Raw genomic sequence first — 20,218 nt, 5'->3', positions numbered from 1 at the left:
AGCGGTCCTGAAGCGGGCCGGCCAGGTCGACGCCCAGCTGCCTCGACCACAGCAGGTGCAGCAGCTGGGCCCGGGCGACCGGCTCGCAGCCCGTCGCCGCCGCGAGCTCGCCGAACCTCCGCCCGCCCCCGGCCTCGGCGAGCAGCACCGGCCGCAGCCCCAGCGGATCGGCCCTCAGCCGGCGCCGCGACGCCATCGCATCCAGCCCGGCGAACGCGTGCTCGCGCCAGCGGGCGGCCACCGCGTAGCGCCAGCCGCAGGCGACGGCGACCTCGGCGGCCGCGGCGAACGACTCCCGGTCCGACTCCTTGATCAGCGGCTCAGGGCGTACGTCGAGCAGCCAGACCCCGTGACGGGTCACCGCGAGGTAGTCAGGGGTGTGGGCACGGCGCTTCCCGCAGGTCCCGAAGGAGATCTTCAGCGGTTGCGAGACGACGTCCACCACGTCCCCGGCGAAGTCCAGGGCCAGCAGCACCCGGCTCTCCTCCAGGCTCTCCGCACCGTGATGACGGCCGGTGCTGGTCAGAAACTGCGGGCCAGGACGGTGCCGCTGGTCCCGGCGCCAGGTGAAGTGCCGCATCGGGTCGCTCGTGAGCACCGGCTCCTGTACGAGATCGTGCACCGAGCAGGACGCATCGTGCCCCGCCGGCCCGCCACGAGACCGCCCACCGTCTCGTCCAGCCGTCGCCCAGCTCCAGACCGGACCTGCCCGTGTCGACGTCCGTCGGCACGAGAAGGTCCTCCCAGCTGCACTGATGCGACCAGACAGGCCCGGTGTCAGCAGCTTCGACTACCCTTCCCGGCCCAGCACGTGTAGCGGCCATGACCTCATGGAAGCGCCGGGTGGCCCGAGGCGTCCGCCGCCACGGTGCCCGAGGTGGCGTCGAGCTTGTACCAGAGAGCCAGGCCATCGGTGATCTCCGCTGCCTGGGCGGGGGCCGCTGGGCCGGCGACGCCCACCAGAAGCGAGGCGGCGGCGGCCACGGCGGCGAGAGCGCCCGGCCGGAATCTCGGGCGGCGCTGTGCTGTCACGCCGCGCGGTCGAAAAGTATCCGGCATGCCGGACAGCTCCTTTCGGTCTGGTGGAGCGATGGGTGGGTGGGGGCGCCGTGCAGGCGCCCCCACCTTGTCGGCGTCGGTCAGCTCGTTACGCGGAAGGTGGCGTCGGCGCGTCCTGTCGCGGTGGTGATGGGGTCGAGGCGGAGCTGGTAGGCGTAGTGGCGGATGTAGCGGTCCGGGTGGTTGTAGGACTGGAAGGACGACCAGGTCGGGTCGGCGAGGCCGGCGACCTGGCGGAAGGTGGCGTCCGCCGCGAACTGGGCGGTGCCGTCGTTGCGGACCAGCTGGAAGTCGTAGTTGGCGTGGCGCAGGAAGTAGCCGGGGAACTTGACCGACTCGAAGGAGACGGTGCCGGTGCCGGTGAGGCCGGGCCGCATCCGGAACTGGGCGTCGTCGGCGGGGCTCACGTTGGGATCGATGCGCACGTCGAAGTTGGTCTGGCGCACGTACCGGTCCTGGAAGTTGAACGACTGCAGGCGCTGGACCGGGGTGTTGGGCCAGCGCGCGAGCACCCGGCTCTCCTCGGCGGCGGTGAGGTTCAGGATCCAGCCGTGGCGCTTCTTGGTGCCGCCCATGTTGTAGCTGCCCGTCACCTGCTTCTGGTAGGAGGCGGGGTCTGAGGGGTTGGTCGTCAGGACCGGCATGTAGCCGCTGTTGGTGGCGTACTGGTCGAGGTAGAGACCCCACTTGTTGGTGCCGTTGAACTTCATCCACATCGGGCCCTCGACCCGCGTGCCGGTCGTGCCCTGCGTGCCGATCAGGCCGATGCCGGAGAGGTCGCCCAGCCTGGTCCACGTCCCGAGGATGGAGTTGCTGCCCTCGAGGGTGATCTGTCCGTCGGCGGAGGCCCGCACGTAGCGGTAGTTACCGACGCCCGAGGGCACTTCGATGATCTGGGTGTCGATGATCTCCTGGGTGCCGGGGCGGTCGATGTAGATCTGCGGGGTGGTGATGGTGCGGAAGTCGCTGGTCCGGGCGTAGAAGATGCGGTGCTTCGTCTTGCCGTCGAGGGGCACGTTCGTCGCCCAGTACAGGACGTAGTCGTTGGTCTCGGGGTCCCAGATCGCCTCGGGGGCCCAGGCGTTGCGGCCGTCGGGGATCGCGCCGGCCACGTTGAGCAGCCACGGATCCGACCAGGTGACCAGGTCCGTCGACTCCCACACCACCAGGTTGCGGCTGCCGTTGTTGATGGAGGCGTTCCAGTCCTGCCCGCAGCCGATGCACAGGTCGGTCGCGATGATCCAGTACTTGCTGCCGTCGGGGGATCTCACGAGTGCGGGGTCACGCACCCCCTTGGTGCCGACCGTGGAGCGCAGGACCATGGCGCCGCCGTTGAGGTCGTTCCAGTGCAGGCCGTCCGTGCTGTGCGAGAGGTACATCTGCTGGTTGGTCGCCCCCTCACCGGTGAAGTGCACCATCAGGTAACCCGGGTCGGCGGCGGCTGCGCGCTGAGGTGTGGTAACGACTTGGGCGGTGAAGAGCAGGCAGGCGGCGACAAATATCGCCGCCAGCCGTGAGAGAACCGCGGGCATATCCGTTCCTGTCTTCTTTGGGGTGCCGTGATCAGGGGCAAGTGAGGTCGAGGGTGAGGCCCGGCCTCCGTACTGTTGGGGCAGGACCGGCTCCGCGCGACGTGGGCGCCGCGTCGCGCTGGTCAGCGGCCGACGTGCCGCGGTTTCCGCGTGAGCATGGCAGCGACCGGGGACCCCGCCGTGGCGGGTCGGGTGACGAAGGCGGCGCAGAGGGCCACCGGAGCCAGCTCGGGAGCGCGCCGGAGACGGGTGCGTAACATGGGCTGTCCCCTTTGACGGCCATGGTTCGAAAAATCGAACGTTGTTCGCAAGTTCGATCAGAAGATAGGTCTCAGCCAGAAGCGCGTCAATGAAACCGGCCAGTTCGATTTCCGCGCGGTCGCACCCGCAACCGCCCATGACGGTGAGACTTCCTCTGCTACACCCCTTGAGCTGCGGAGACTTCCCTACGCGCTCGGGCCGCGCGTCAGAACGCCGACTGCACAACCACTGCCAGGGCGCTGCGAACAGGACAGGGATCTCGCCTGCAAGCACGTAACGCCGAAACCTCCATCCGTCGGCGGCCTCGGAGAGCAGCACCGGCCCGGCGGATCGAACCTCAGCCTCCGACGCGACGCCCTCGCGTCCAGTCCCGCGACGGCGTGCTCGCGCCAGCGGGCAGCCGCCGCGTAGCGCCAGCCGCATGCGGCAGCGACCTCAGCGGCCGCAGCGAACGACTCCCGGTCCGCCCCTTTGCGCAGAGCCTCGGGGCGTATGTCGATCAGCCAGACGCCGTGGCGGGTCACCGCGAGGTAGTCGGGGATGTGGGAGCGGCGCTTCCCGCAGGGTCCCGAAAGAGATCTTCAACGGCTGCGAGACGACGTCGACCACGTCGCCGGCGAAGTCCAGGTCAAGCAGCACCCGGCCCTCCGCCAAGCTCTGCGCGCCGTGATGACGGCCGGTGCTGGCTGCAGGCCAGGACCGTGCCCTTGGTCCCGACGCCAGGTGAAGTGCCGCGGGTCGCTCGTGAGCACCGGCTCCTGTACGAGGTCCTACACATCGTCTCCACCTGCCCGCCATGAGACCGCTCACCGTCTCGCCCAGCCGTCACGCGGATCCAGACCGGGCCTGCCCGCATCGACGTCCGTCGACACGAAAAGGTCCCCCTCGCAGCTGCACTGATGCAACCATACGGACCCGGTGTCAGCGGCCTCGACTACTCTCCCCGACCCAGCGCTGTAGCGGCCATGACCTCATGGAATCGCCGCAGAGAACCCCTCGGCTTCCGGTAGCTGGTGACAGACAGGCTGCTGAATGAGCGTCTGTGACAAGTCCGATGCCTCGCTTGTGACAGCCAGGCTGCTTCGACCGCTTCCATTCACCAGCTCAGCCGGTCCCGATGGTGACAGCTCCTGAGCTTCGGCTCAGCTGTCCGCCAGCTCGTACAGCTGTCCCAGCACCGACCGCGGCGCCGCGCCCACCGACACCGCGTACGACAGCAAGCCGCGCACCGCGGCCAGCACCCCGCTCACCCGCCGCTCGCACCGCACCAGCGCCCAGCCGGCTGGGCGAGTAGCGCAGCCACACCATGAACCTCATTGAGCCGACGGTGGTGCCTGATGTGCGGACGTGTCGAGGGGCCGGAGGGCTGACCTGCGTGCGAGGCAGGTCAGCCCTCCGGCCGGTCGTGGCCCCGGGGAGGTCACACCGTGGTTCTGGTCCACTGCTGGTTCGTGGCGCCGGTGCAGGTCCACTGGATGATGCTGGCGCCGTCGGCGGTGCTCTTGCCGCTGACGTCGAGGCACTTCCCGCTGTGCCGCGCCACCAGTTGCACGTAGTCGCCGACCTTGGCCAGGGACCACTGCTGGTTGGTGCCGCTGGTGCAGCGCCACTGGATGACGGCCGCACCGTCCGTCCTGCTCGCGCTCTGGACGTCGAGGCACTTTCCGGTGTTGCGGCTGACCACGTTGTAGTAGCCGTTGCCCGCGTCACGGAAGAACCAGTGCTGGTTCGCGGCCAGGTCTTTGCTCGTCCACTGGATGATGCCGGCGCCGTCGGCGGTGCTGCGGCTTCTGACATCCACGACCTTGCCGCTGTTGCGGTTGGTGATCGTCTCGTAGGGGCCCTCCGGCCCCGCGGTCCCGACGGCCGTCTGGACCACCGTCTTGATGGTGCCGTCACTGTTGTAGTGCAGGTAATCCAAGGCGATCGACCGGCGGTGGTTACCTCCGCCCTCGAGAGCCTTGTTCGCGTAGACCATGTACCACTTGTCGTTGAACTCCAGGATGGACGAGTGGTTGGTGTTCACGTTGACGTAGTCGAGCGCGACGCCCCGGTACGTGAACGGACCGAGCGGGCTGGTCGCGGTCGCGTACTGGATCTGTCCCGGCCAGCCGGTCGAGAACGAGAAGTAGTAGAGCCCGTTGCGCTTGTGCATCCAGGGGGCTTCGGCGAAGCCCTGGCCGGGAGCACCGTTGACCGTGACGTTCATGATGGGGCCGCTGGTCGACATCATGTCCGAGTTGAGCCGGACGACCTTGGGCTGGCGGCTGCTGCCGAAGTACAGGTACGCCTGTCCGTCGTCGTCGATGAACGCCATCGGGTCGATGGGCTCTGTTCCGGTGTTCGCGTCGCGCGAGGTGTCGATGAGGGGTGTCCCGCGTACGTCACTGAACCCGGACGTGGGCGAGGTGCTGCGGGCAACACCGATCTTGTTGCGGTCCGTCGGCAGGTACAGGTAGTAGAAGCCGTTGCGCTGCGCGGCGGCAGGCGCCCAGGCCAGGCTCTTGGCCCAGCTGAAGCCTGTGAGGTCGAAGACCTGTCCGTGGTCGGTCCAGGTCACCCCGTCGGCGGAGGAGTACGAGCGCCAGTCCTTGGAGTCCCAGTACGTACCGCTGTTGTCGGAGTCGTCGGTGGCGTAGATGTACATGCGCCCGTCGAAGACGTGCGCCGACGGGTCCGCCACGAACCGGTCCGTGTCTATGGGGTTGTCGGCCTGCGCCGGGGAGCCGGCGAGGAGCAGACCAGTGATCATCATGACCGTGGCGGTCAGGGCACTGCCCGCGCGGCGGATCCGGCGCCGCAGCGGAATCCGCCCGGGCGGCGTCCCATCCGCGTGAGCAGGCAGTTTGCCGGTCGATCTTGATCTGTCCCGGTGGGTCGGTGAATTTTCCATCCTCGTACTCCTGCTATCGGGGGAAGGGCGTGTTGTGGCCCACCGAGCCCATGGGCAGCCCGGGGCGGAGGCGGCGGGTGTGAGTGGGGAGCGTCAGCCGAAGGCGGGGCCGGATGACGTTCGAGATGAGAGATGGTGCGGTCGGGTCGCAGATGGCGGGTTCGACCGGTGGGTCGCTCGCTGGGGCAGCTCTGCGTCCGGCTCCTCGAGGGGGTGGACGAGGAGCCTGAGCCTTTCCGTGGCCGCGGCGTCGAACGGTTGACACGCGGTGGTCAGGCGAACCGCGTGGTCAGAGCCACCCCGCCGGACTCGACCTCCGAGCAGCGGCCATCTGGATCCGCAGCCTCCCAGCAGCCCGCTCGGGTGGCGAGGGTCTGGGATGTGAAGAGCGGGCCGACGACGACAAATACCGCCGCCAGCCGGAGGGAAGCACGGGTATGTGGGTCTTCTGCCGGAGGCTTCGCCAGAGCGTGGAACGGTGGACCAGTGACGGGTGCGGAACACTGCTGCCCCCTTCGACGTAGTCCGATATTTCGAACAATGTGCGGAATTGTGAACTACGAATTGCGATCGAAAGATAAGTTGCAGCCAGGAGCACGTCAATGGAACTGGCCAGTTCAGTTCCGATTCTCCCTGGGCCTGTTCACGCTCCTGGCCGGCGGCGTGCCGGCTCACCGTGACCGACGCGGCCATCGAGCAGTTCACCGCGAGCGCCTACAAGCCGGCGAACTGGCACATCTGGCCAAGGACATGGGCGCGAAGTGCACCGTGCTGACGGCCCGCCACCACGACGGTTTCGCCCTGTGGCCGTCCTCCCACCCGAATGCCTTCCACGCCGGACAGGCCCCGATGCAGCGGGACTTGATCGGCGAGTGCGTAACCGCCGTACGCAACGCCGGACTCCGGGTCGGTCTGCACTACTCCCCGATGAGCTGGCGCTACCTCGCTACTACGACGTCACCGGCACCAACTGCCCGCCCAACAAGTGCGGTTACCCACCGATCCCGCGTACAAGGAGAACGCGCGGATCATGAAGAACAAGGTGTACCAACAGGTCAAGGAGCTGATGACGCAGTACGGCAAGGTCGATGACATCTACTGGGGCGACGGCTGGCCGGGTCAGCACGGCCCGGACGCGGACGCAGTCTTCTTCTGGGAACCCGGCAAGCTCCGCGACAGCGGCCAACCAGTGGCCGGTGGACGCCGTCTACAGCGAGGAAATGGTCGCCACCGGCGAACTGCTGTTCATGCAGCCTCACGACTGGCCACTGACGTCCGAACAGCGAGCAAACGCCCCGGCGAACCGCATCGCGAACGCTGGACAGGCCAGCACCAAGGGCTACGTCCCTCTTCGCTCGTAGCACGTGGACTCATCAGTTTCTTGCCGCACGACCATCCGGGAGGACAGCCACGAACGGGCCGCTGCCTGCTGCAAGGCGACTCCTCGCGCCTCGTCCGAACGAGCACAGGTGGCTGACTTCGCCGACGTGAGCACCTGGTTCTCGCGCCAGACACCGACCGTCCCACCAACGTCCACCAGCCGCTTCCAAACCTGTCAGATCAGTGTCCGCACGACGACCATGATCTTCGAGCATTGGCCAGCCATCGTGTGCAACCGCAACGGCACCTCCTGTACGTGGCGCCGGAGGGGCCAATCTCAGCGCGCAACCACCTCGCCGCCATGATGTTGTTCACCCTGGTTACGGCGTACCTGAAGCGCCGCCGAAACAGGCTGCGCACATATACCCTCCTCAACAGCGTGCACCCCGACGGGAGCCCTGTCCGGCTGACGACCACCCAAGGCCCAGGCACAATCATTCGATCAACTCGCCATTCGCTGACAGCTTCATTCCGCAGGCGAGTGGATGCCTGAGCAAGGAAAACGAAAGACGGCGCTAATTCTCAAAATTCGAGGTTTCCTGATTACCCGAACGGGCGCCTGTGTGGTGATGCGCCGGACTTGGCCTCAGGGTTACGTCCGCGCCGCATCCGTCGGACAGCTGTCCGACGTCTACGTGATCAACCGGCTCACCCGGCACTTGTCCGTCCTGGACGTCATCTGGATCGGGTAGCCACCCGCGACAACGCCTTGTCCCCGGCAACTGCCGGGGACAAGGCGTTGTCAGTGTGACAGGAGCCGGGTCAGTCGACGCAGGCGTGCAGACGGTGCCGGCGAACGTGTGATCTGCGGCGGCAACATCGCGGCCGGTCAGATGCGCTTGAGGAATCCGAGCCTCCGTGGCCGCAAGCGACCTGGCGTCCCAGCTCGTCAGCGGCCCACCCTCTGACCGCCGCAGTGCGACAGAACACTTCTCGCGACGCCGGTGCAGGCCAGTACCGCGGTAGCGGTGCGTTGAGGAAGAGCATGAACGTCCGGGACATGTCGGCCGCGTCGATGCGCCCGATACGGAGAGGCTCTTCTGCTGCATGGGAAAGGATGTCGACGGTGGCGGCGAGGGCCAGCGTCGGCTGGCCGTGCTTCTGGGCGATACGGAGCCGCGCCCGGTAGGTATGTGCCAGGCGGTCGGCAGGAACTAGGCCGTCCCAGACAACGAAGGCTCCGCCGGCGATCAACGCGTCGCGTGCCGTCCATGGCCTTGTCGGTGATGGTGGAGACGGTCTGCTTGGAGACGTCGGGCGGCATCTCGCCCCACTTCCGGCCCCGCCGCCACCTGATGACCGCTGCCGTCCACCGAGCCGAGACGAGGCAGCGGGGTACGAACCTGGCCGAGCTGAGAGCGTTCTGGGAGCGGATGAGCAAGCGGGCGCAGGACAGCTGTCAGGGGCGTTGAGCGGGCCTGCCCGGCGCGGCCGTCACCATGCTGCGGAGTGGGGTGCCGGCCAGTTCGGTGATGGTGTCGGCGCGTTCGCGGATGCCGTGTGTGCCGAAGGGGGCCACGGAGGCCAGTGCGTGTGCCGCGTCGCGCAGGCCCAGTTCGAGTGCGACGTCCTTGCCGTCGGCGATCCGGAAGGCCACGGGCCGGGTCTGGGACCACAGGGCCGGTACCCGCACGTCGGCCGGTGCGCGGCGGGCCCGGACCTCGTGCCACCGACCCGCCAGGTGCACCCGGGCCGTGTAGGTGAGCGCGCTGCCGTCCGCCTCCGCGCGGCCGTCGGCCAGCAGCACCCGGCCGCCCCACGGATCGTGGTCGATGTGTCCGACCAGCCGGGCTCCGGGTGACGGGGCGTCGTCGTCGGGCAGCGGCAGGTCGACGGCGACCTCCAGCACGAGGTCGGCGCCGTCGAGTTCGCCGTGCAGGCGCTCCCGGTACCGCGCTCCGCGCGGCGGAACCCGCATCGCCGTACAGCCGGAGTCCTTCGGCACGCCCTGCGGGTCGGCACCGTCGAGGTAGTGCCAGGCGTCGCGGTAGCCCATCTCCATCAGGGTGTCGGCGGTGACGTGTCCTGCGAGGAACTCGGGGTCCAGGGGCAGCGGGTACTCCGGTTTGACCACGTGCAGGGTGAACGGCCGGGACGCGGTGGCCAGTTCGGCGAACAGTGCCCCGTTCGCGGACATCTCGATCATGTGGACGTACTGTTCCAGCGGTCCGTCGCCCCAGTACGGCGTGTTTCCGATGCACCAGGCCAGCCAGACCTCGTCGGCACCGCGGCGCAGGGCCTCCCCCACATTGGCGTCCTGGACCCATACGGCGTCGGTCCAGATGTGCTCGTCGCGGTGCAGCGGTGGCATGAACAGCGGCAGCGACATGCCCGCGGCCAGCAGTTCCGCGTCGACCTCGGTGTGCGGCACGGCGACGCAGGTCTTGGTGGCGAAGTCGACCAGGTTGAAGGTGCCGGGCAGCGGTGAGGAGCGGATGGCCTCCGGGTCGATGCCGAGCGCGGGGAAGACGCGGTGGATCGCCCCGTCCGCGTCGCCGAGGGCGGGCAGCGCCCAGGGTCCGCGCAGGTAGTCCGACAGCGGCAGCGGCGAGTTGACGTCACGGACCCGCAGGTCGGACCAGCGCCGGCCCATCTCCGCCGGGTCCTGGCCGGACAGCAGCATGCCCGTGGTGAGGATGCCGCCGGAAGTGCCGTCGACGTGGTCGAACTCCGTGCCGTACTCGTCGAGTGCCCGGACCACGCCGGTCTGCCAGGCCACCCGCATTCCGCCGCCCGCCAGGACCAGCGACCGTCTCATCGTCGATCACCGCCTCACCTGATCTCGGGCCCTGCCGTACCGGCGTCCGCGGCGACGAAGGACTCGGCCGGGCGGGGCGGCCGGCGCCACAGCAGCCAGCACAGCCCCGCCGTGGCCAGGTCGAACAGCGCCACGAGCAGTGCCAGGCCGCTGAACAGGTCCCGCGCCACCCCTGCCGTCACCAGGGCGAACGCGCCGAACTTCTGCAACCCCACCCACAGCAGCGGGAAGGACGGCGCCCCGGGGGACAGCAGCTGATGGGCGAGCAGCCCACCGATGACGATCATGAACATTCCGATGGTCGCGAAGAGATGCCGGCTCAGGGACGAGGAGCGGGCCGAGTCGGTGGAGAGCAGCTCCAGCACGGGGCCGGGGGCCACCATCTGGCACGCCCCGGTCACCACCGTGACCGCGGCGATGGCCAGCAGGACCAGCCGGAGCGGGGCACCGGTCACCCGGGCCGGAAGCAGGGTCATGAGAGGGCACCCCACAGATCCCCCTTGGCCGCGATGTACCAGACGATCGCCGCCCAGGTCACCGTGGCGAAGACGAACCGGATGTCGTTGAGCCGCATCCACCGCACCAGCAACAGGGTGAGCCCTGCCTGCCCGTCGAACTGGCCGCCCCGGATCCGCTTGTTGACCGGGACGACGATCCCCTGCCCGAACCACGTGATCAGCGCGATACCGACCAGGCAGACGGCCGCCAGCACGATGTACCAGCTGCCCCACTCACTCCACACCAACACGATGCCGGAGATCAACATCAGCGGTACGACGACCGTGAAGAACCGGGTCGCCAGCGTCGTGGGCACGCCGAAGTGCACGTCGACGTTCTCGGGGGTCAGCGCACGCCAGGTGGGATACAGGAAGAGACGCAGCACCCACATGGTGCCCATGTACATCGTCGCGCCGAAGAGGAAGTACAGCGCGTTCACCAGCAGCAAGGTGTTCACGGCCGAACTCCCACGTCGATCCGCGGCGGTGCGGGCCACTCCTCCGACAGGCCCAGGTCGACGATGCTCTGGAGTGGTTCGCCGAACGTCCGCCCGGCCTCCTCACACGTCAGGAACCAGCATTCGAAGTGGTCGTCGAGGATGCCCCGGGTCGACGGCAGGAAGCAGGTGAACAGCGGCTGTTCGGCGATCTGGAGGCCGTGCAGTGCGGCGACTGCGGGGGCGTCGCCGAGGACGAGACGGGCGCGGGCCCGCCTGCCCAGGGCGATGTCGGCGGCGCCCTCGAAATAGATGGACGATTTCATCAGCATGCCCCGGAAAGCGCAGTAGTTGACCGCGGCCACCCGCAGCGGTAGCCGCGTCTCGGGCGGGCGTTCGATCTCGATGAGCATGCCCAGCCGGCCGTCGTCCTCGTACTGGCTCGAGACGGCCCGGTCGCCCACCTTGAAGTCGAGGCTGGCCCGGTGTTTCGGCATGCCCCAGATGCCCTTGCCGCCCTTGACCGAGATCTCGCTGCTCACCGGAAGGTCCACGACGTACTGGCCGGTGCCGAAGCTGCCGCGCAGCAGCCCGGGCAGCAGCGGCGGTGCGGGCCGGGGGCCGTGGGTGCAGGCGATGGCCACGGAGAACTCGATGTAGCGGCCGATGTCGGTGCGGGCGTAGTCGACGACGGTGACGACGAGCAGACCACGGCCGCCGGGGATCGCCAGCGGGTGCAGTTCGCCGCCGGGCAGCAGCCGGGCGGCCGCCGCGCGGTCGACGGGGAACGCGGCCATCAGCGCGGGCGTGTCGGTGGAATCCACCGGCAGCACGAACGGGATGCCGTCGACGAGAGCGTGCCGTCCGGCAAGTCGTCGCTGCCGGCGCGGGACTGGTGACGGTGTCGCAGACATCACCATCCGGGCCAGGCCCAGTGCGGGATTCATCGCGCCAGCTCCTCCAGGATCAGCGGATAGGTGTCGGCCGCCGCGCGGCGGCCCAGGAAGACGTCCAGGTGGCCGTATCCGGGCAGGATGTGCAGGCTGTCGCGGCCTGGGCGGTGGCGGTGCAGGAAGTCGAAGGTGCGGCGCTGGCTCTCGGCGAGGAAGCAGCGGTTGTCCTCGCCGGCGAACAGCGCGAAGCGGGCGTCGGTCTGCGGTGCCCGGTCGGTGAAGGACAGCGGCAGACCCTCGACCTCGCCGGTGGCCACGAGATGGCCGGCCCGCACACAGGCGTCCATCTGCGCGAAGAAGGTCATGGGGACGTCGGCGAACTCGCCGCGGATCCAGTCGTGGGTGGCCTCGTCGAGGTTCGCGTGGGACCACAGGGCCGGCCGTCCGGAGCCATAGGTGAAGCTGACCATGCGGCAGACGCCGTTGCGGCACTCCCGGTGGGTGGCGCGGACGAAGCCGGCGACGCAGCGGGCGGCGAAGCCCTCGGGCCGGTCGCCCCAGGCCGGTGAGAGGTGGGGCAGGACGCGGCCGACGACCGGTGCCACCTTGCTGATCTTGAACCGGGACACGGCGGGCACGACGGGATGCAGCGAGACGGCGTTGCTGACCACGGTGTCCACCTGGGGCAGCAGCCCGGCCGCGGCGGCCATCACGAACGACGTCGAGCCCTGGCAGTGCACGACCGCCTTGAGCCGGTCCGCGCCGGTGGCGGCGAGGACGTGCTCGACGGCGGCCGGATGGTCGTGGGCGGCGGCCTGGTCGAGGGTCCAGGGCATCGGGTCCAGGTCGATGGAGGCCCGCCAGTTGAGCAGCCACACGTCCCAGCCGACGTCGATGAGGGCGTCGACGAAGGTCCTGGGCAGCGGCGGCCGGAAGAGTTCGGCCCGTACGCCCGCGCCGTGCACGACCAGCACCGGGCCACGGGTCGGCGGATGCCGGCCCTGCACATGGACGACGGTCAGCGGCCGGCCGTCGCGGGCGGTGAGGGGCCGCACCTCGGTGATGTGGTCACGGCGGGTCGTGGGGCGCGTGGGCGTGCGCCGGACGGAGCCGGTCCCGGTCCGGGGGCCGGGACTCCCGTGGCCTCGCGGGTTCGGTTCGGGGCGTGCGGTCATGGCGTTTCGCCTCCCGGGCGATCATGACGGGGTCCTCGATCAGCCGTACGGTGAGGGGATCGGCGGGCACCGCACGTTTGCGGCCGCCCGGCGCGTCGGTCAGGTTCCACCGATGGCAGATCCCGTCGAGCACCAGGGCGTGCAGGGTGAGGTCGCCGTTCGGCGCGATGTGCAGACGCAGGAAGCCCTTGTGGTCCTCGACGGCCTGTCCGGACATCTGCCAGTCGGCGACGGCGCCGCCGCGTGCCGACAGCACCCACAGGGCGAAGGCCTGCGAGCCGGCCACCGCGCCCAGCACCGCGGCGACCGCGAGACAGACCAGCAGCACCCCCCAGCCGGGCCAGTCGGCGGGGAACGGCAGCGCGACGGTGATGGCGAGGGCCCCCAGCGCCACCACGGCCTGAAGGAGTACGGCGTCGGCGGCCCGGGGTCTGGCCGGGCGCGGGCGCCAGGTCCGGCGCAGGAGACCCCACAGCACCACCAGGACCCCGCCGGTCACCGCGGTGAACAGGCCCAGGTCCGCGGCGCTCCCGTGCCGTACCGCGTCGACGGGCTGGAAACTTTCCCGCGCCGCCGCGAACAGGAAGCCGAGGACGACGATGGCGGCGGTGTGCAGGGCCGCGGTGAGCCGGCAGAAGCCGGGGTTGCGCCGGGGCAGCCAGTACGGGGACCACGGCGCCGCGATCCGGCGGGCGAGCCGGCGGGAGTCCGGCACCCGGGGGTAGGTGCTCTCGTCGGCGCGCGTGAAGGTCACCGGGGGGTCGTCCTTCTCCCGCAGCCGGGTCCCCGAGGGCGGCAGCGACAGGTCGCGGGGCAGGGTGTGGGTCGACGCCAGGAAGGCGCCGCCGAGACCACAGGTCACCATCTGCCGGCGCCGGGGGTCGGGCGGCGGGTGGGCGCACTCGGGCGGATCCGTGGGCAGGCGCTCGGCGTAGCGGGCGTAGTGGTGCTTGTCGCCCGTCAGCCACAGCCGGATCGAGGCGCCGGTGGGCACCTGCTCGCCGGTGCGCTGGTCGGTGCGGGTACGGACCACGGTGCGGTCGAACCAGTGCAGCGTGTCGAAGGCGTCGGCGTCGTCGGCACACTTGACCCAGGTGGGTTCGGCGCAGCAGACGATCACCCCGTCGCCCGGTTGCAGCCGGGCCGACAGATGGTTCTGGAAGTAGCGCATCTGGGGGTCGTCCAGATACGCGCCGAGCTGGCTGTCTAGGCCGACCAGCCACCACTTGCACGGCAGCCGTACGGCGAAGTAGCTGCGGGTCTGCCGGGTCAGCCAGCCACCGACGGGCTGTTGGAGGGCGAAGGTCCGCAGGAACGCGGTGAGGCCGTCGTACCAGTCGTGGTTGCCCGGCAGGGCCAGCATCAGCGGCGGGGCGCCGTCGGTGGACGGCAGGGCGGAGGCGTAGGGGCCGGTCATGCCGTCGCGGTAGGCCGCCGCCGAGGCCACCGGGTAGACCTCGTCGCCGCCGAGCACGAGCAGTGAGCCGCGCGGCAGCCGCTCGCGGTGGACGGTGAGGTCGTCGGCGGCGAGGGCCCAGGCCACCGACGCGGTGGCCTCGAAGCCGTCACCGAGGTCGGCGACGTAGTCGATCCACAGCTCGTGCGGATCGGGGTCCCCGAGCGGGGCCCGCAGGGGCGCGGCCCTGAGGGTGCCCTGGATCTCCCGCTTGTCGGCGTACGCGGCGAACACGTCTGCCAGTGCGACCTTGACGCCGGTCCGCACGAGGCAGGCCGGGTCCAGCCAGCGCACCGGCTCGCAGGGGGTGAAGTCGAGCTCCTTGGCGTGCGCGCGCAGCTGCTTGAGGTTCATGGCCTGTCTTTCGCGGGCTCGGCGCGCGCCAGGCGCCGGCCGTAGACGGCCCACAGTTCGCCCAGGAACAGCTTGCCGAAGAGCTCCATCGCCCGCGCCGGATGCGGGCCGGTGGTGCGGAAGGTGGTCAGCTGCTGGACGAAGTCACCGAGCCGGATGATGACGATCCCGGCACCGATGGCGGGCGCGGTGGTGTCGTCGTCGGGGTGGGTGTGCCCGGCGAGCAGGCGGACGTAGAGGGTGGAGGTGTCGGGCCAGACGTCGGCGCCGGGGTCGTCGTGGACGTCCTTGTGCCCGGTGAGGGTGAGCGGGGTGCCCTCCTGGGTGCGCAGGTGGAGCCGGTACCGCATGCGCCGTCGGCTCGGGTCGCCGTCCTGGATGAAGAGGTTGAACCAGCCGCGCTCCACCTCCAGTCGCCCGCCGAGGACGTCGCAGTCGACGTGGCCGACAGTGTCCGCCGCGTGGGTCGGCTCGGCGACGAAGCGGTCGACGTCGGCGGCGGTGATGGTGAGCCGGAAGCTCAGCCGCTGCCCGAGCGAGCGTCCGAGCGCGTGCCCCTGCTCGGGGTCGTCGACATCGAGGGCGACGTGCCCCTTCATCTCCTCGGTGAAGCTGAGGCTGGTGGGTGGCTCGGTGGGCGAGGCTGCTCCGGTGGGCGAGGCTGCTTTCGCGGGCGAGGCGTGGGCGCCCGGCATCGCGGGGCCGGGCGGCGCGGCTTCGGTCGGGGTGCGCGGCGCGGACCCGTCGGCCGCCGGTCCCTCGGGTGCCGTCCGCGCCGTACGTGCCGTACGTTCCGCCGACGCCCTGGCGGCCGCGTGCGGCGCCGATTCCCCGTCCAGGATCTGGTCGCAGGCCCGGTCCGCGACGGCGGCGATCGTCAGGGAGGGGTTCGCGCCCACCGCGCCCGGCAGCAGCGCGCCGTCCAGCACGTGCAGGCCCGGGAAGCCGAAGACCTCGCCGATGTCGTCGCACACGCCCTCCCCCGGATGACGGCCCATGGGGGAACCGCCGAGCGGGTGCACGGTGATCACGCGGTTGCCCCACCACCACAGCGGGTTGTCGAGGAAATCGCCGCCCAGCGCGCCCGCGATGTCCCGCATGGTCGAGCGGACCCGCTCGAAGTACGCGCGTGAGGTGCGCGTCGTCCAGTCGACGTCGAGTTGGCCGCGGCGCAGCCGCATCCGGCCGTCCGGCACATCGCGCCCCATGCCCAGCAGGGGCAGGGAGGTCGCGGAGAGCATGGCGGGCCCGAGCAGCAACGCCAGCTGCCCGCCGACGCGGCCCGCCGGATCCACACCGAGGCGGGTCAGCAGCCGGTGCAGCCCGAACCCGAGGAGGCGGCGGGCGCCGCCCGGCAGTTGGGCGGACTCGGCGAGCCACGCGACGAAGTCCGGGTATCCGGCGTCCTCGATGTAGAAGCCGCGCCCCGCCGAGCCGTCCTCGTCGAGTGCGTCGCCGCCGCGCACGGCACTCGTGATGACCGGTCCTCTGCTGCCGTCCAGCCGCAGGGGCCGGCCCCCGTCGGCGTCGGCCGTGGCGCGCAGCATCATGCCGAGCAGGTCGCCGTTGCCGCTGAACCGGGTGCCCAGCGCGCTGCTGAGGCCGGGCAGCGCAGCGCGGTTGCGCAGCAGCAGATAGGTCGAGCCGAAGGTGCCGGCCGCCAGCACCAGTCGGCGGCAACGGATGCGGTGCAGGGGCAGCCGGTCGGTGGCGGTGCGGCGGCCTTCGCGGGCCGGATCGTGGACGACGTACGAGACGTCGTAGCCACCGCCGGGACGGGGTGCGAAGCCCCGCACCTCGCATCGGGTGCGCACGTCGGCACCGTGGTGCCGGGCCGCCGACAGGTACGTGTGGTCCAGGGTGTTCTTCGCGCCGTAGTTGCAGCCGACGTCGCACTCACCGCACAGCCGGCATGTGCTGCGGGGCAGGCCGTGCAGATTGCCGTAGTCGGGATCGGTGATCTGCGCGCCCGGCACGGGCGGCGCACCGGGCCGGGGCGCGAAGGAGACGGCGAGGGGCGGCCGGAACACGGGCAGGTCGAGCCGACGGGCCGCCTGGTGCAGGGCGAGTGTCTTCGGGGTGTCCTGGTACGGGTACGTCGTGGCGCCGAGCATGCGCTCCACCCGGTCGTAGTGCGGGTCGAGGTCGGCGCGGCCGATCGGCCAGTTCTCGTAACCGCCGCCGGGCAGCGGCGACTCGTGCACGAACCACCGTTCGTCCTTGCGCAGCAGGACGTTGGCGTAGATGAGGGATCCGCCGCCCAGGCCACTGGAGACGACCCCTTCCAGGCCGCGGAAGGACCAGATGTCGAACATGCCGTGCAGACCGTTGCTCGGGTCCCAGAAGTTGCGGGCCATGTCGGCGGGGCTGCGGGGGAAGCCGCCCGGCGGGTACGGCTTGCCTCTTTCCAGCACCACGACCGACCGGCCGGCCTCGGCGAGGCGGTACGCGGTGACCGCCCCGCCGAAGCCCGAGCCGACGACCACGGTGTCGACGTGGGCTGTGTCCTGGCTGTCGTGCGGTGCGCCGGCCATGGGTACTCCCTGCCCTGGCCCCCCACAGCGTGCTCAAACCCCTTAGAACATGCTCACACCGGGAGTAGAGGCCAGCAAACGGGAGATTCTTGCTGTATCTCTTTCAACTTCGCGTATCACTTACGCCTTCGGATGTCGGTCAGAATCCGGCCGGCGGTGACGGCGGTGGCATCGTCGACCGGGCCGAGGAGGACGGCGTCCAGGATCTGCGTCCAGGGCGTGGCTCCCCTCTCCGGTACCGCGACGAAGGAGTACGGCCGCCCGGAAATGAACTGCGACGCGGTCTTCGCCGGGCCGTAGACGTGGCAGAACAACCGGTCCCGCGAGCACGGCGCATCCGACCGCAGCCACGGTGAGACGTCCATCGCCAGCATCAGCCGACGGTTCGGGAACCGTGGGCCGACCAACAGCGAGCGCAGCCGGTCAGCGTCGATCCGCCCGCAGTTGACCTCATGTGTTCGGCTCACGGTCGTGACCTGACGTCCCGACACGAGAAGAGTGCCTCCCACCTGCAATGATCTGGACTGTCTAGATCAGAACCGTCGCAGAGAAGAGGCACCCAACAGGTGCAGGCCACCGAGTGGGATCACCGGTTTGCTGTGCGGGCCGACGGCAAGAACCTGATCGGCCACGCGGGCGTGATGCTGCTGCGGAAGGTCGCCGACCGCACCGGGCTGACCCTCGCGCTGAGTGCGGCGTTGCCGAAGGGCACCGGGCCGGGCTGGCGGGACCGCGGGGCGGCGCTGATCCAGCTGGCGCGCGCGATCGTGCTCGGCGCGAGGAATGTCCTGGAGACCGAGCAACTCCCGTACCACTGGCGGCCGGTGTTCTGGCGGCCGGTCTTGATGCATCGTGTGGTGAGACGGTCCGCTGCTGGTGTCTCAGTTCTTCTTGTTCGCCAACGATGAGTGGGCGCCTGTGTCTCAGTTCATCGTGTCCGCGGGTGTGAAGTCTCCCCGTGAGAGCCGACGGAAGTTCTGGCGCTCGGTCGGAGGAGTGATTTCCAGGTGCAGTCGTGGTCAATGACGAGGTAGGGCCGACTCACCATCAGAATCCAGCGGCAGTTTGGAATTACTCGTTGGCCGGCGGGACGTCGGCAGGTCCCGGGATCGCCGGATCGGGGAGAAGAGCAGGATCAGTGCGGCGAGCGGGACTCCCGCTGTCGTGATGGCCATGGCGGTGCGGAGGTCGAGTGCGGTTCCTAGCGCGCCGCCGAGCAGTGCTCCGATGGGGATCGTTCCGTAGCTGAGGAATGCTGTGCTTGCGGTGAGGCGACCGAGGAGATCCGGCGGGCAGTAGCGTTGCTGGAAGCTCGCCTTGAGGATGTTGCCGGCGACGACGCCCGCGGAGACGCTGAAGCCGCCTGTCATGAAGAGCAGGATCCCGGCTCCGCCGACGGTCAGCGGGATGAGCAGACCGAGCATGGGAAGTCCCAGTTCGAACAGCAGTGTTGCGCGGGCCGTACCGATCCGGTGAGCGACCCGGCGTGCGGCGAATGCCCCGGCCACGCCTCCGGCACTGGTAGCCGCGATGAGTGCGCCGACCGTCCCTGGGGTCAGGCCGACGCTTCGGACCAGGAAGGCCACCTGGATTGACTGGTATCCCATAAGGGCCAGGTTGGAGGCAGCGCCGAAGAGTGTGAACGTGCGAAACCAGGGGTCGACGGCGACCAGCCGCAGGCCTTCGAGGACTTCACTGACCAGTGAATCGGGGCGATGTTCGGTTCTGGTGATACGTGGCTCGCGATGCCGGATGCCTGCGAGGCAGAGGAGGGAGATGAGGAATGTCGCGGCGTTGGCCAACATCCCGTTCACCGCACCTGCCAACTGTGCGATCAGGCCGCCGGAGCCGAGCCCGGCAATCTGCGCGGCGGACGCGCTGCCGTGCAGTTTGGCGTTGCCCTCGGGCTGGTCATCGGGTTCCAGAATGCTGGGGAGATACGCGCTGTAGGCGGTCTGGAAGAACACCGCTGCCGTGCCCGTCAGCAGGGCCACGGCCAGCAGTAGTCCGATACTCAACCAGCCGAACCATGCGGCGACCGGGACGCTGGCGAAGAGTAAGAGAGAGGCCGCGGCGGCGGCCAGCATGATCGGTCTGCGCCCTAGCCGGTCCACCCAGGCACCGACCGGGAGACCGATGATCATCCAAGGGGCCCAGGTGGCAGCGCTCAGCAGGCCGACCTCGAACGTGCTGGCGTGCAAGGTGGAGACGGCAACCAGCGGCATCGCCACCCCGGTGACGGACGCGCCGAACTTGCCGGCGGTCTCGCCGCACCACAGCAGACGGAAATCGCGGTGGCGACTCAGGAGACCACCGCGTATGCCCTGGCTCATGCGGTGCCACGCTCCTTGCGGGGGAAGGACTGGAGCTGCACGACGACAGGGAGCGCGTCCGGGGCGGGCTCGGCATCCGGCGCAGGGGTATGGCGGGCGATGACAGCCATCAGCTCCGCGTTGAGTGCCTCCAGCTGACTCGGGGTCATCCGCAGATCACTCCAGTCCGAGACGGTGCCGGCGCTCCGCCACCTGTCGTCCCAGTCCTCGCTGATGTAGTTCACGACCCGGCTGAAGTACTGCTGCACCAGTTCGTGCAGGTAGACCGACAGCGCGCCCCGGGTGTCGGGATCGTCGCGGAAATCGGCAGTGTTCAGCTCATTCGTGACGTCGACCCTTTTCCACCAGCGCTCGCGTTTCGTGCCTCGTCCGGTTTCCTCCTCGATGAAGCCGTGCTCGGCGAGGTGGCGCAAGTGCCAACTGATGGTGCCCGTGTTCTCCACGAGGCGTTCGGCGAGCCTGGTGGCGGTGGCGGGGCCGTCCAGACTGAGCAGTTCATAGATGTTCATCCGCAGCGGATGGGCCAGCCCCCGCAGGCTGCGCGCATCAAGGCGCCGGGCGGGCTTGGCGGGCTGTGGTGTGCGTTCGGGTTCGGGTTCGTCGGACATGCCTACAGCGTAGGTTGCAGAGTCTTCTCTGCAGAGAAGACTCTGCAA

General features: G+C 69.6%; 17 protein-coding genes and 1 pseudogene. 4 read left to right on the top strand and 14 right to left on the bottom strand.

What is annotated here, in order from left to right:
* From AOK23_RS05450 to AOK23_RS05440, 4 genes are all read right to left on the bottom strand, one after another.
* Window positions 1-622, bottom strand: a 622-nt coding sequence (locus tag AOK23_RS05450; protein ID WP_240496260.1) for a TnsA-like heteromeric transposase endonuclease subunit, incomplete at its 3' end; no start/stop codon positions are given.
* A gap of 206 nt (window positions 623-828) precedes the next feature.
* Window positions 829-1,059 carry a hypothetical protein gene (locus AOK23_RS47695; protein ID WP_157877947.1) on the bottom strand — a complete coding sequence of 77 codons (231 nt, stop codon included), beginning with the start codon at window positions 1,057-1,059 and terminating at the stop codon, window positions 829-831.
* 80 nt (window positions 1,060-1,139) lie between these two features.
* Window positions 1,140-2,591 carry a glycoside hydrolase family 43 protein gene (locus AOK23_RS05445; RefSeq protein ID WP_055711606.1) on the bottom strand — a complete coding sequence of 484 codons (1,452 nt, stop codon included), beginning with the start codon at window positions 2,589-2,591 and terminating at the stop codon, window positions 1,140-1,142.
* 1,681 nt (window positions 2,592-4,272) lie between these two features.
* Window positions 4,273-5,607 carry a family 43 glycosylhydrolase gene (locus AOK23_RS05440; RefSeq protein ID WP_063791288.1) on the bottom strand — a complete coding sequence of 445 codons (1,335 nt, stop codon included), beginning with the start codon at window positions 5,605-5,607 and terminating at the stop codon, window positions 4,273-4,275.
* A gap of 270 nt (window positions 5,608-5,877) precedes the next feature.
* On the opposite strand from AOK23_RS05440, the gene AOK23_RS51600 reads away from it, so the two are divergent.
* The 3 genes from AOK23_RS51600 to AOK23_RS05435 all read left to right on the top strand — a co-directional run bounded on the left by AOK23_RS51600 (window position 5,878) and on the right by AOK23_RS05435 (window position 8,537).
* Entirely contained in the window at window positions 5,878-6,837 is a 960-nt protein-coding gene (locus tag AOK23_RS51600) for an alpha-L-fucosidase (protein ID WP_338056432.1), read from the top strand.
* Window positions 6,776-7,222 (top strand): hypothetical protein, encoded by a 447-nt coding sequence (locus AOK23_RS49390; RefSeq protein WP_240496262.1) that lies wholly within the window; start codon window positions 6,776-6,778, stop codon window positions 7,220-7,222. The genes AOK23_RS51600 and AOK23_RS49390 overlap by 62 nt, the downstream gene beginning before the upstream one ends.
* 1,114 nt (window positions 7,223-8,336) lie before the next feature.
* Window positions 8,337-8,537: a hypothetical protein gene (locus AOK23_RS05435; protein ID WP_157877946.1), complete on the top strand. Its 201-nt coding sequence runs from the start codon at window positions 8,337-8,339 to the stop codon at window positions 8,535-8,537.
* On the opposite strand, the gene AOK23_RS05430 is transcribed toward AOK23_RS05435, so the two are convergent.
* From AOK23_RS05430 to AOK23_RS05395, 8 genes and pseudogenes are all read right to left on the bottom strand, one after another.
* Window positions 8,525-9,883, bottom strand: coding sequence for a patatin-like phospholipase family protein (locus AOK23_RS05430; RefSeq protein ID WP_079049308.1), 1,359 nt, complete (start codon window positions 9,881-9,883; stop codon window positions 8,525-8,527). The two genes, AOK23_RS05435 and AOK23_RS05430, sit on opposite strands and share 13 nt — an antisense overlap.
* 14 nt (window positions 9,884-9,897) lie before the next feature.
* Entirely contained in the window at window positions 9,898-10,359 is a 462-nt protein-coding gene (locus AOK23_RS05425; protein WP_063791286.1) for a hypothetical protein, read from the bottom strand.
* Window positions 10,356-10,838, bottom strand: coding sequence for an anthrone oxygenase family protein (locus AOK23_RS05420; protein ID WP_055711604.1), 483 nt, complete (start codon window positions 10,836-10,838; stop codon window positions 10,356-10,358). Before AOK23_RS05420 ends, AOK23_RS05425 begins: the two co-directional genes overlap by 4 nt.
* Entirely contained in the window at window positions 10,835-11,764 is a 930-nt protein-coding gene (locus tag AOK23_RS05415; protein ID WP_079049307.1) for an acetoacetate decarboxylase family protein, read from the bottom strand. Before AOK23_RS05415 ends, AOK23_RS05420 begins: the two co-directional genes overlap by 4 nt.
* Window positions 11,761-12,765: an alpha/beta fold hydrolase gene (locus AOK23_RS05410; RefSeq protein ID WP_206336116.1), complete on the bottom strand. Its 1,005-nt coding sequence runs from the start codon at window positions 12,763-12,765 to the stop codon at window positions 11,761-11,763. Before AOK23_RS05410 ends, AOK23_RS05415 begins: the two co-directional genes overlap by 4 nt.
* A gap of 13 nt (window positions 12,766-12,778) precedes the next feature.
* The gene (locus AOK23_RS05405) at window positions 12,779-14,695 is read right to left on the bottom strand and encodes a hypothetical protein (RefSeq protein WP_055711603.1); all 1,917 of its coding nucleotides are present in this window, start codon (window positions 14,693-14,695) and stop codon (window positions 12,779-12,781) included.
* Window positions 14,692-17,229, bottom strand: a complete 2,538-nt coding sequence (locus tag AOK23_RS05400; protein WP_055711602.1) for a GMC oxidoreductase — start codon at window positions 17,227-17,229, stop codon at window positions 14,692-14,694. Before AOK23_RS05400 ends, AOK23_RS05405 begins: the two co-directional genes overlap by 4 nt.
* 143 nt (window positions 17,230-17,372) lie before the next feature.
* Window positions 17,373-17,678, bottom strand: a pseudogene (locus AOK23_RS05395) (transposase); the annotation flags it as partial.
* A 117-nt stretch (window positions 17,679-17,795) separates the two neighbouring features.
* Between AOK23_RS05395 and AOK23_RS05390 the strand changes: the two are divergent.
* Window positions 17,796-18,137, top strand: a complete 342-nt coding sequence (locus AOK23_RS05390) for a hypothetical protein (protein ID WP_055711600.1) — start codon at window positions 17,796-17,798, stop codon at window positions 18,135-18,137.
* Window positions 18,138-18,248: 111 nt separating this feature from the next.
* Here AOK23_RS05390 and AOK23_RS05385 read toward each other — a convergent pair whose 3' ends face one another.
* Both AOK23_RS05385 and AOK23_RS05380 read right to left on the bottom strand, forming a co-directional pair.
* Window positions 18,249-19,562 carry an MFS transporter gene (locus AOK23_RS05385; protein ID WP_055711599.1) on the bottom strand — a complete coding sequence of 438 codons (1,314 nt, stop codon included), beginning with the start codon at window positions 19,560-19,562 and terminating at the stop codon, window positions 18,249-18,251.
* On the bottom strand, window positions 19,559-20,170 hold the full coding sequence (locus tag AOK23_RS05380) for a winged helix-turn-helix domain-containing protein (protein ID WP_055711598.1): 612 nt from the start codon (window positions 20,168-20,170) through the stop codon (window positions 19,559-19,561). Before AOK23_RS05380 ends, AOK23_RS05385 begins: the two co-directional genes overlap by 4 nt.
* Between the last annotated feature and the right edge of the window lie 48 nt (window positions 20,171-20,218).

Source organism: Streptomyces torulosus, assembly GCF_001419765.1.
GTDB lineage: Bacteria > Actinomycetota > Actinomycetes > Streptomycetales > Streptomycetaceae > Streptomyces > Streptomyces torulosus.
This window is presented reverse-complemented; position numbering and strand designations above follow the sequence as displayed.

Bases quoted from the DNA above. Each gene is read 5' to 3' on its own strand.
- AOK23_RS47695 (WP_157877947.1), bottom strand. From the start codon at position 1,059: ATGCCGGATACTTTTCGACCGCGCGGCGTGACAGCACAGCGCCGCCCG.
- AOK23_RS05445 (WP_055711606.1), bottom strand. From the start codon at position 2,591: ATGCCCGCGGTTCTCTCACGGCTGGCGGCGATATTTGTCGCCGCCTGC.
- AOK23_RS05440 (WP_063791288.1), bottom strand. From the start codon at position 5,607: ATGATGATCACTGGTCTGCTCCTCGCCGGCTCCCCGGCGCAGGCCGAC.
- AOK23_RS51600 (WP_338056432.1), top strand. From the start codon at position 5,878: ATGGTGCGGTCGGGTCGCAGATGGCGGGTTCGACCGGTGGGTCGCTCG.
- AOK23_RS49390 (WP_240496262.1), top strand. From the start codon at position 6,776: ATGAAGAACAAGGTGTACCAACAGGTCAAGGAGCTGATGACGCAGTAC.
- AOK23_RS05435 (WP_157877946.1), top strand. From the start codon at position 8,337: ATGGCCTTGTCGGTGATGGTGGAGACGGTCTGCTTGGAGACGTCGGGC.
- AOK23_RS05430 (WP_079049308.1), bottom strand. From the start codon at position 9,883: ATGAGACGGTCGCTGGTCCTGGCGGGCGGCGGAATGCGGGTGGCCTGG.
- AOK23_RS05425 (WP_063791286.1), bottom strand. From the start codon at position 10,359: ATGACCCTGCTTCCGGCCCGGGTGACCGGTGCCCCGCTCCGGCTGGTC.
- AOK23_RS05415 (WP_079049307.1), bottom strand. From the start codon at position 11,764: ATGAATCCCGCACTGGGCCTGGCCCGGATGGTGATGTCTGCGACACCG.
- AOK23_RS05405 (WP_055711603.1), bottom strand. From the start codon at position 14,695: ATGAACCTCAAGCAGCTGCGCGCGCACGCCAAGGAGCTCGACTTCACC.
- AOK23_RS05400 (WP_055711602.1), bottom strand. From the start codon at position 17,229: ATGGCCGGCGCACCGCACGACAGCCAGGACACAGCCCACGTCGACACC.
- AOK23_RS05385 (WP_055711599.1), bottom strand. From the start codon at position 19,562: ATGAGCCAGGGCATACGCGGTGGTCTCCTGAGTCGCCACCGCGATTTC.
- AOK23_RS05380 (WP_055711598.1), bottom strand. From the start codon at position 20,170: ATGTCCGACGAACCCGAACCCGAACGCACACCACAGCCCGCCAAGCCC.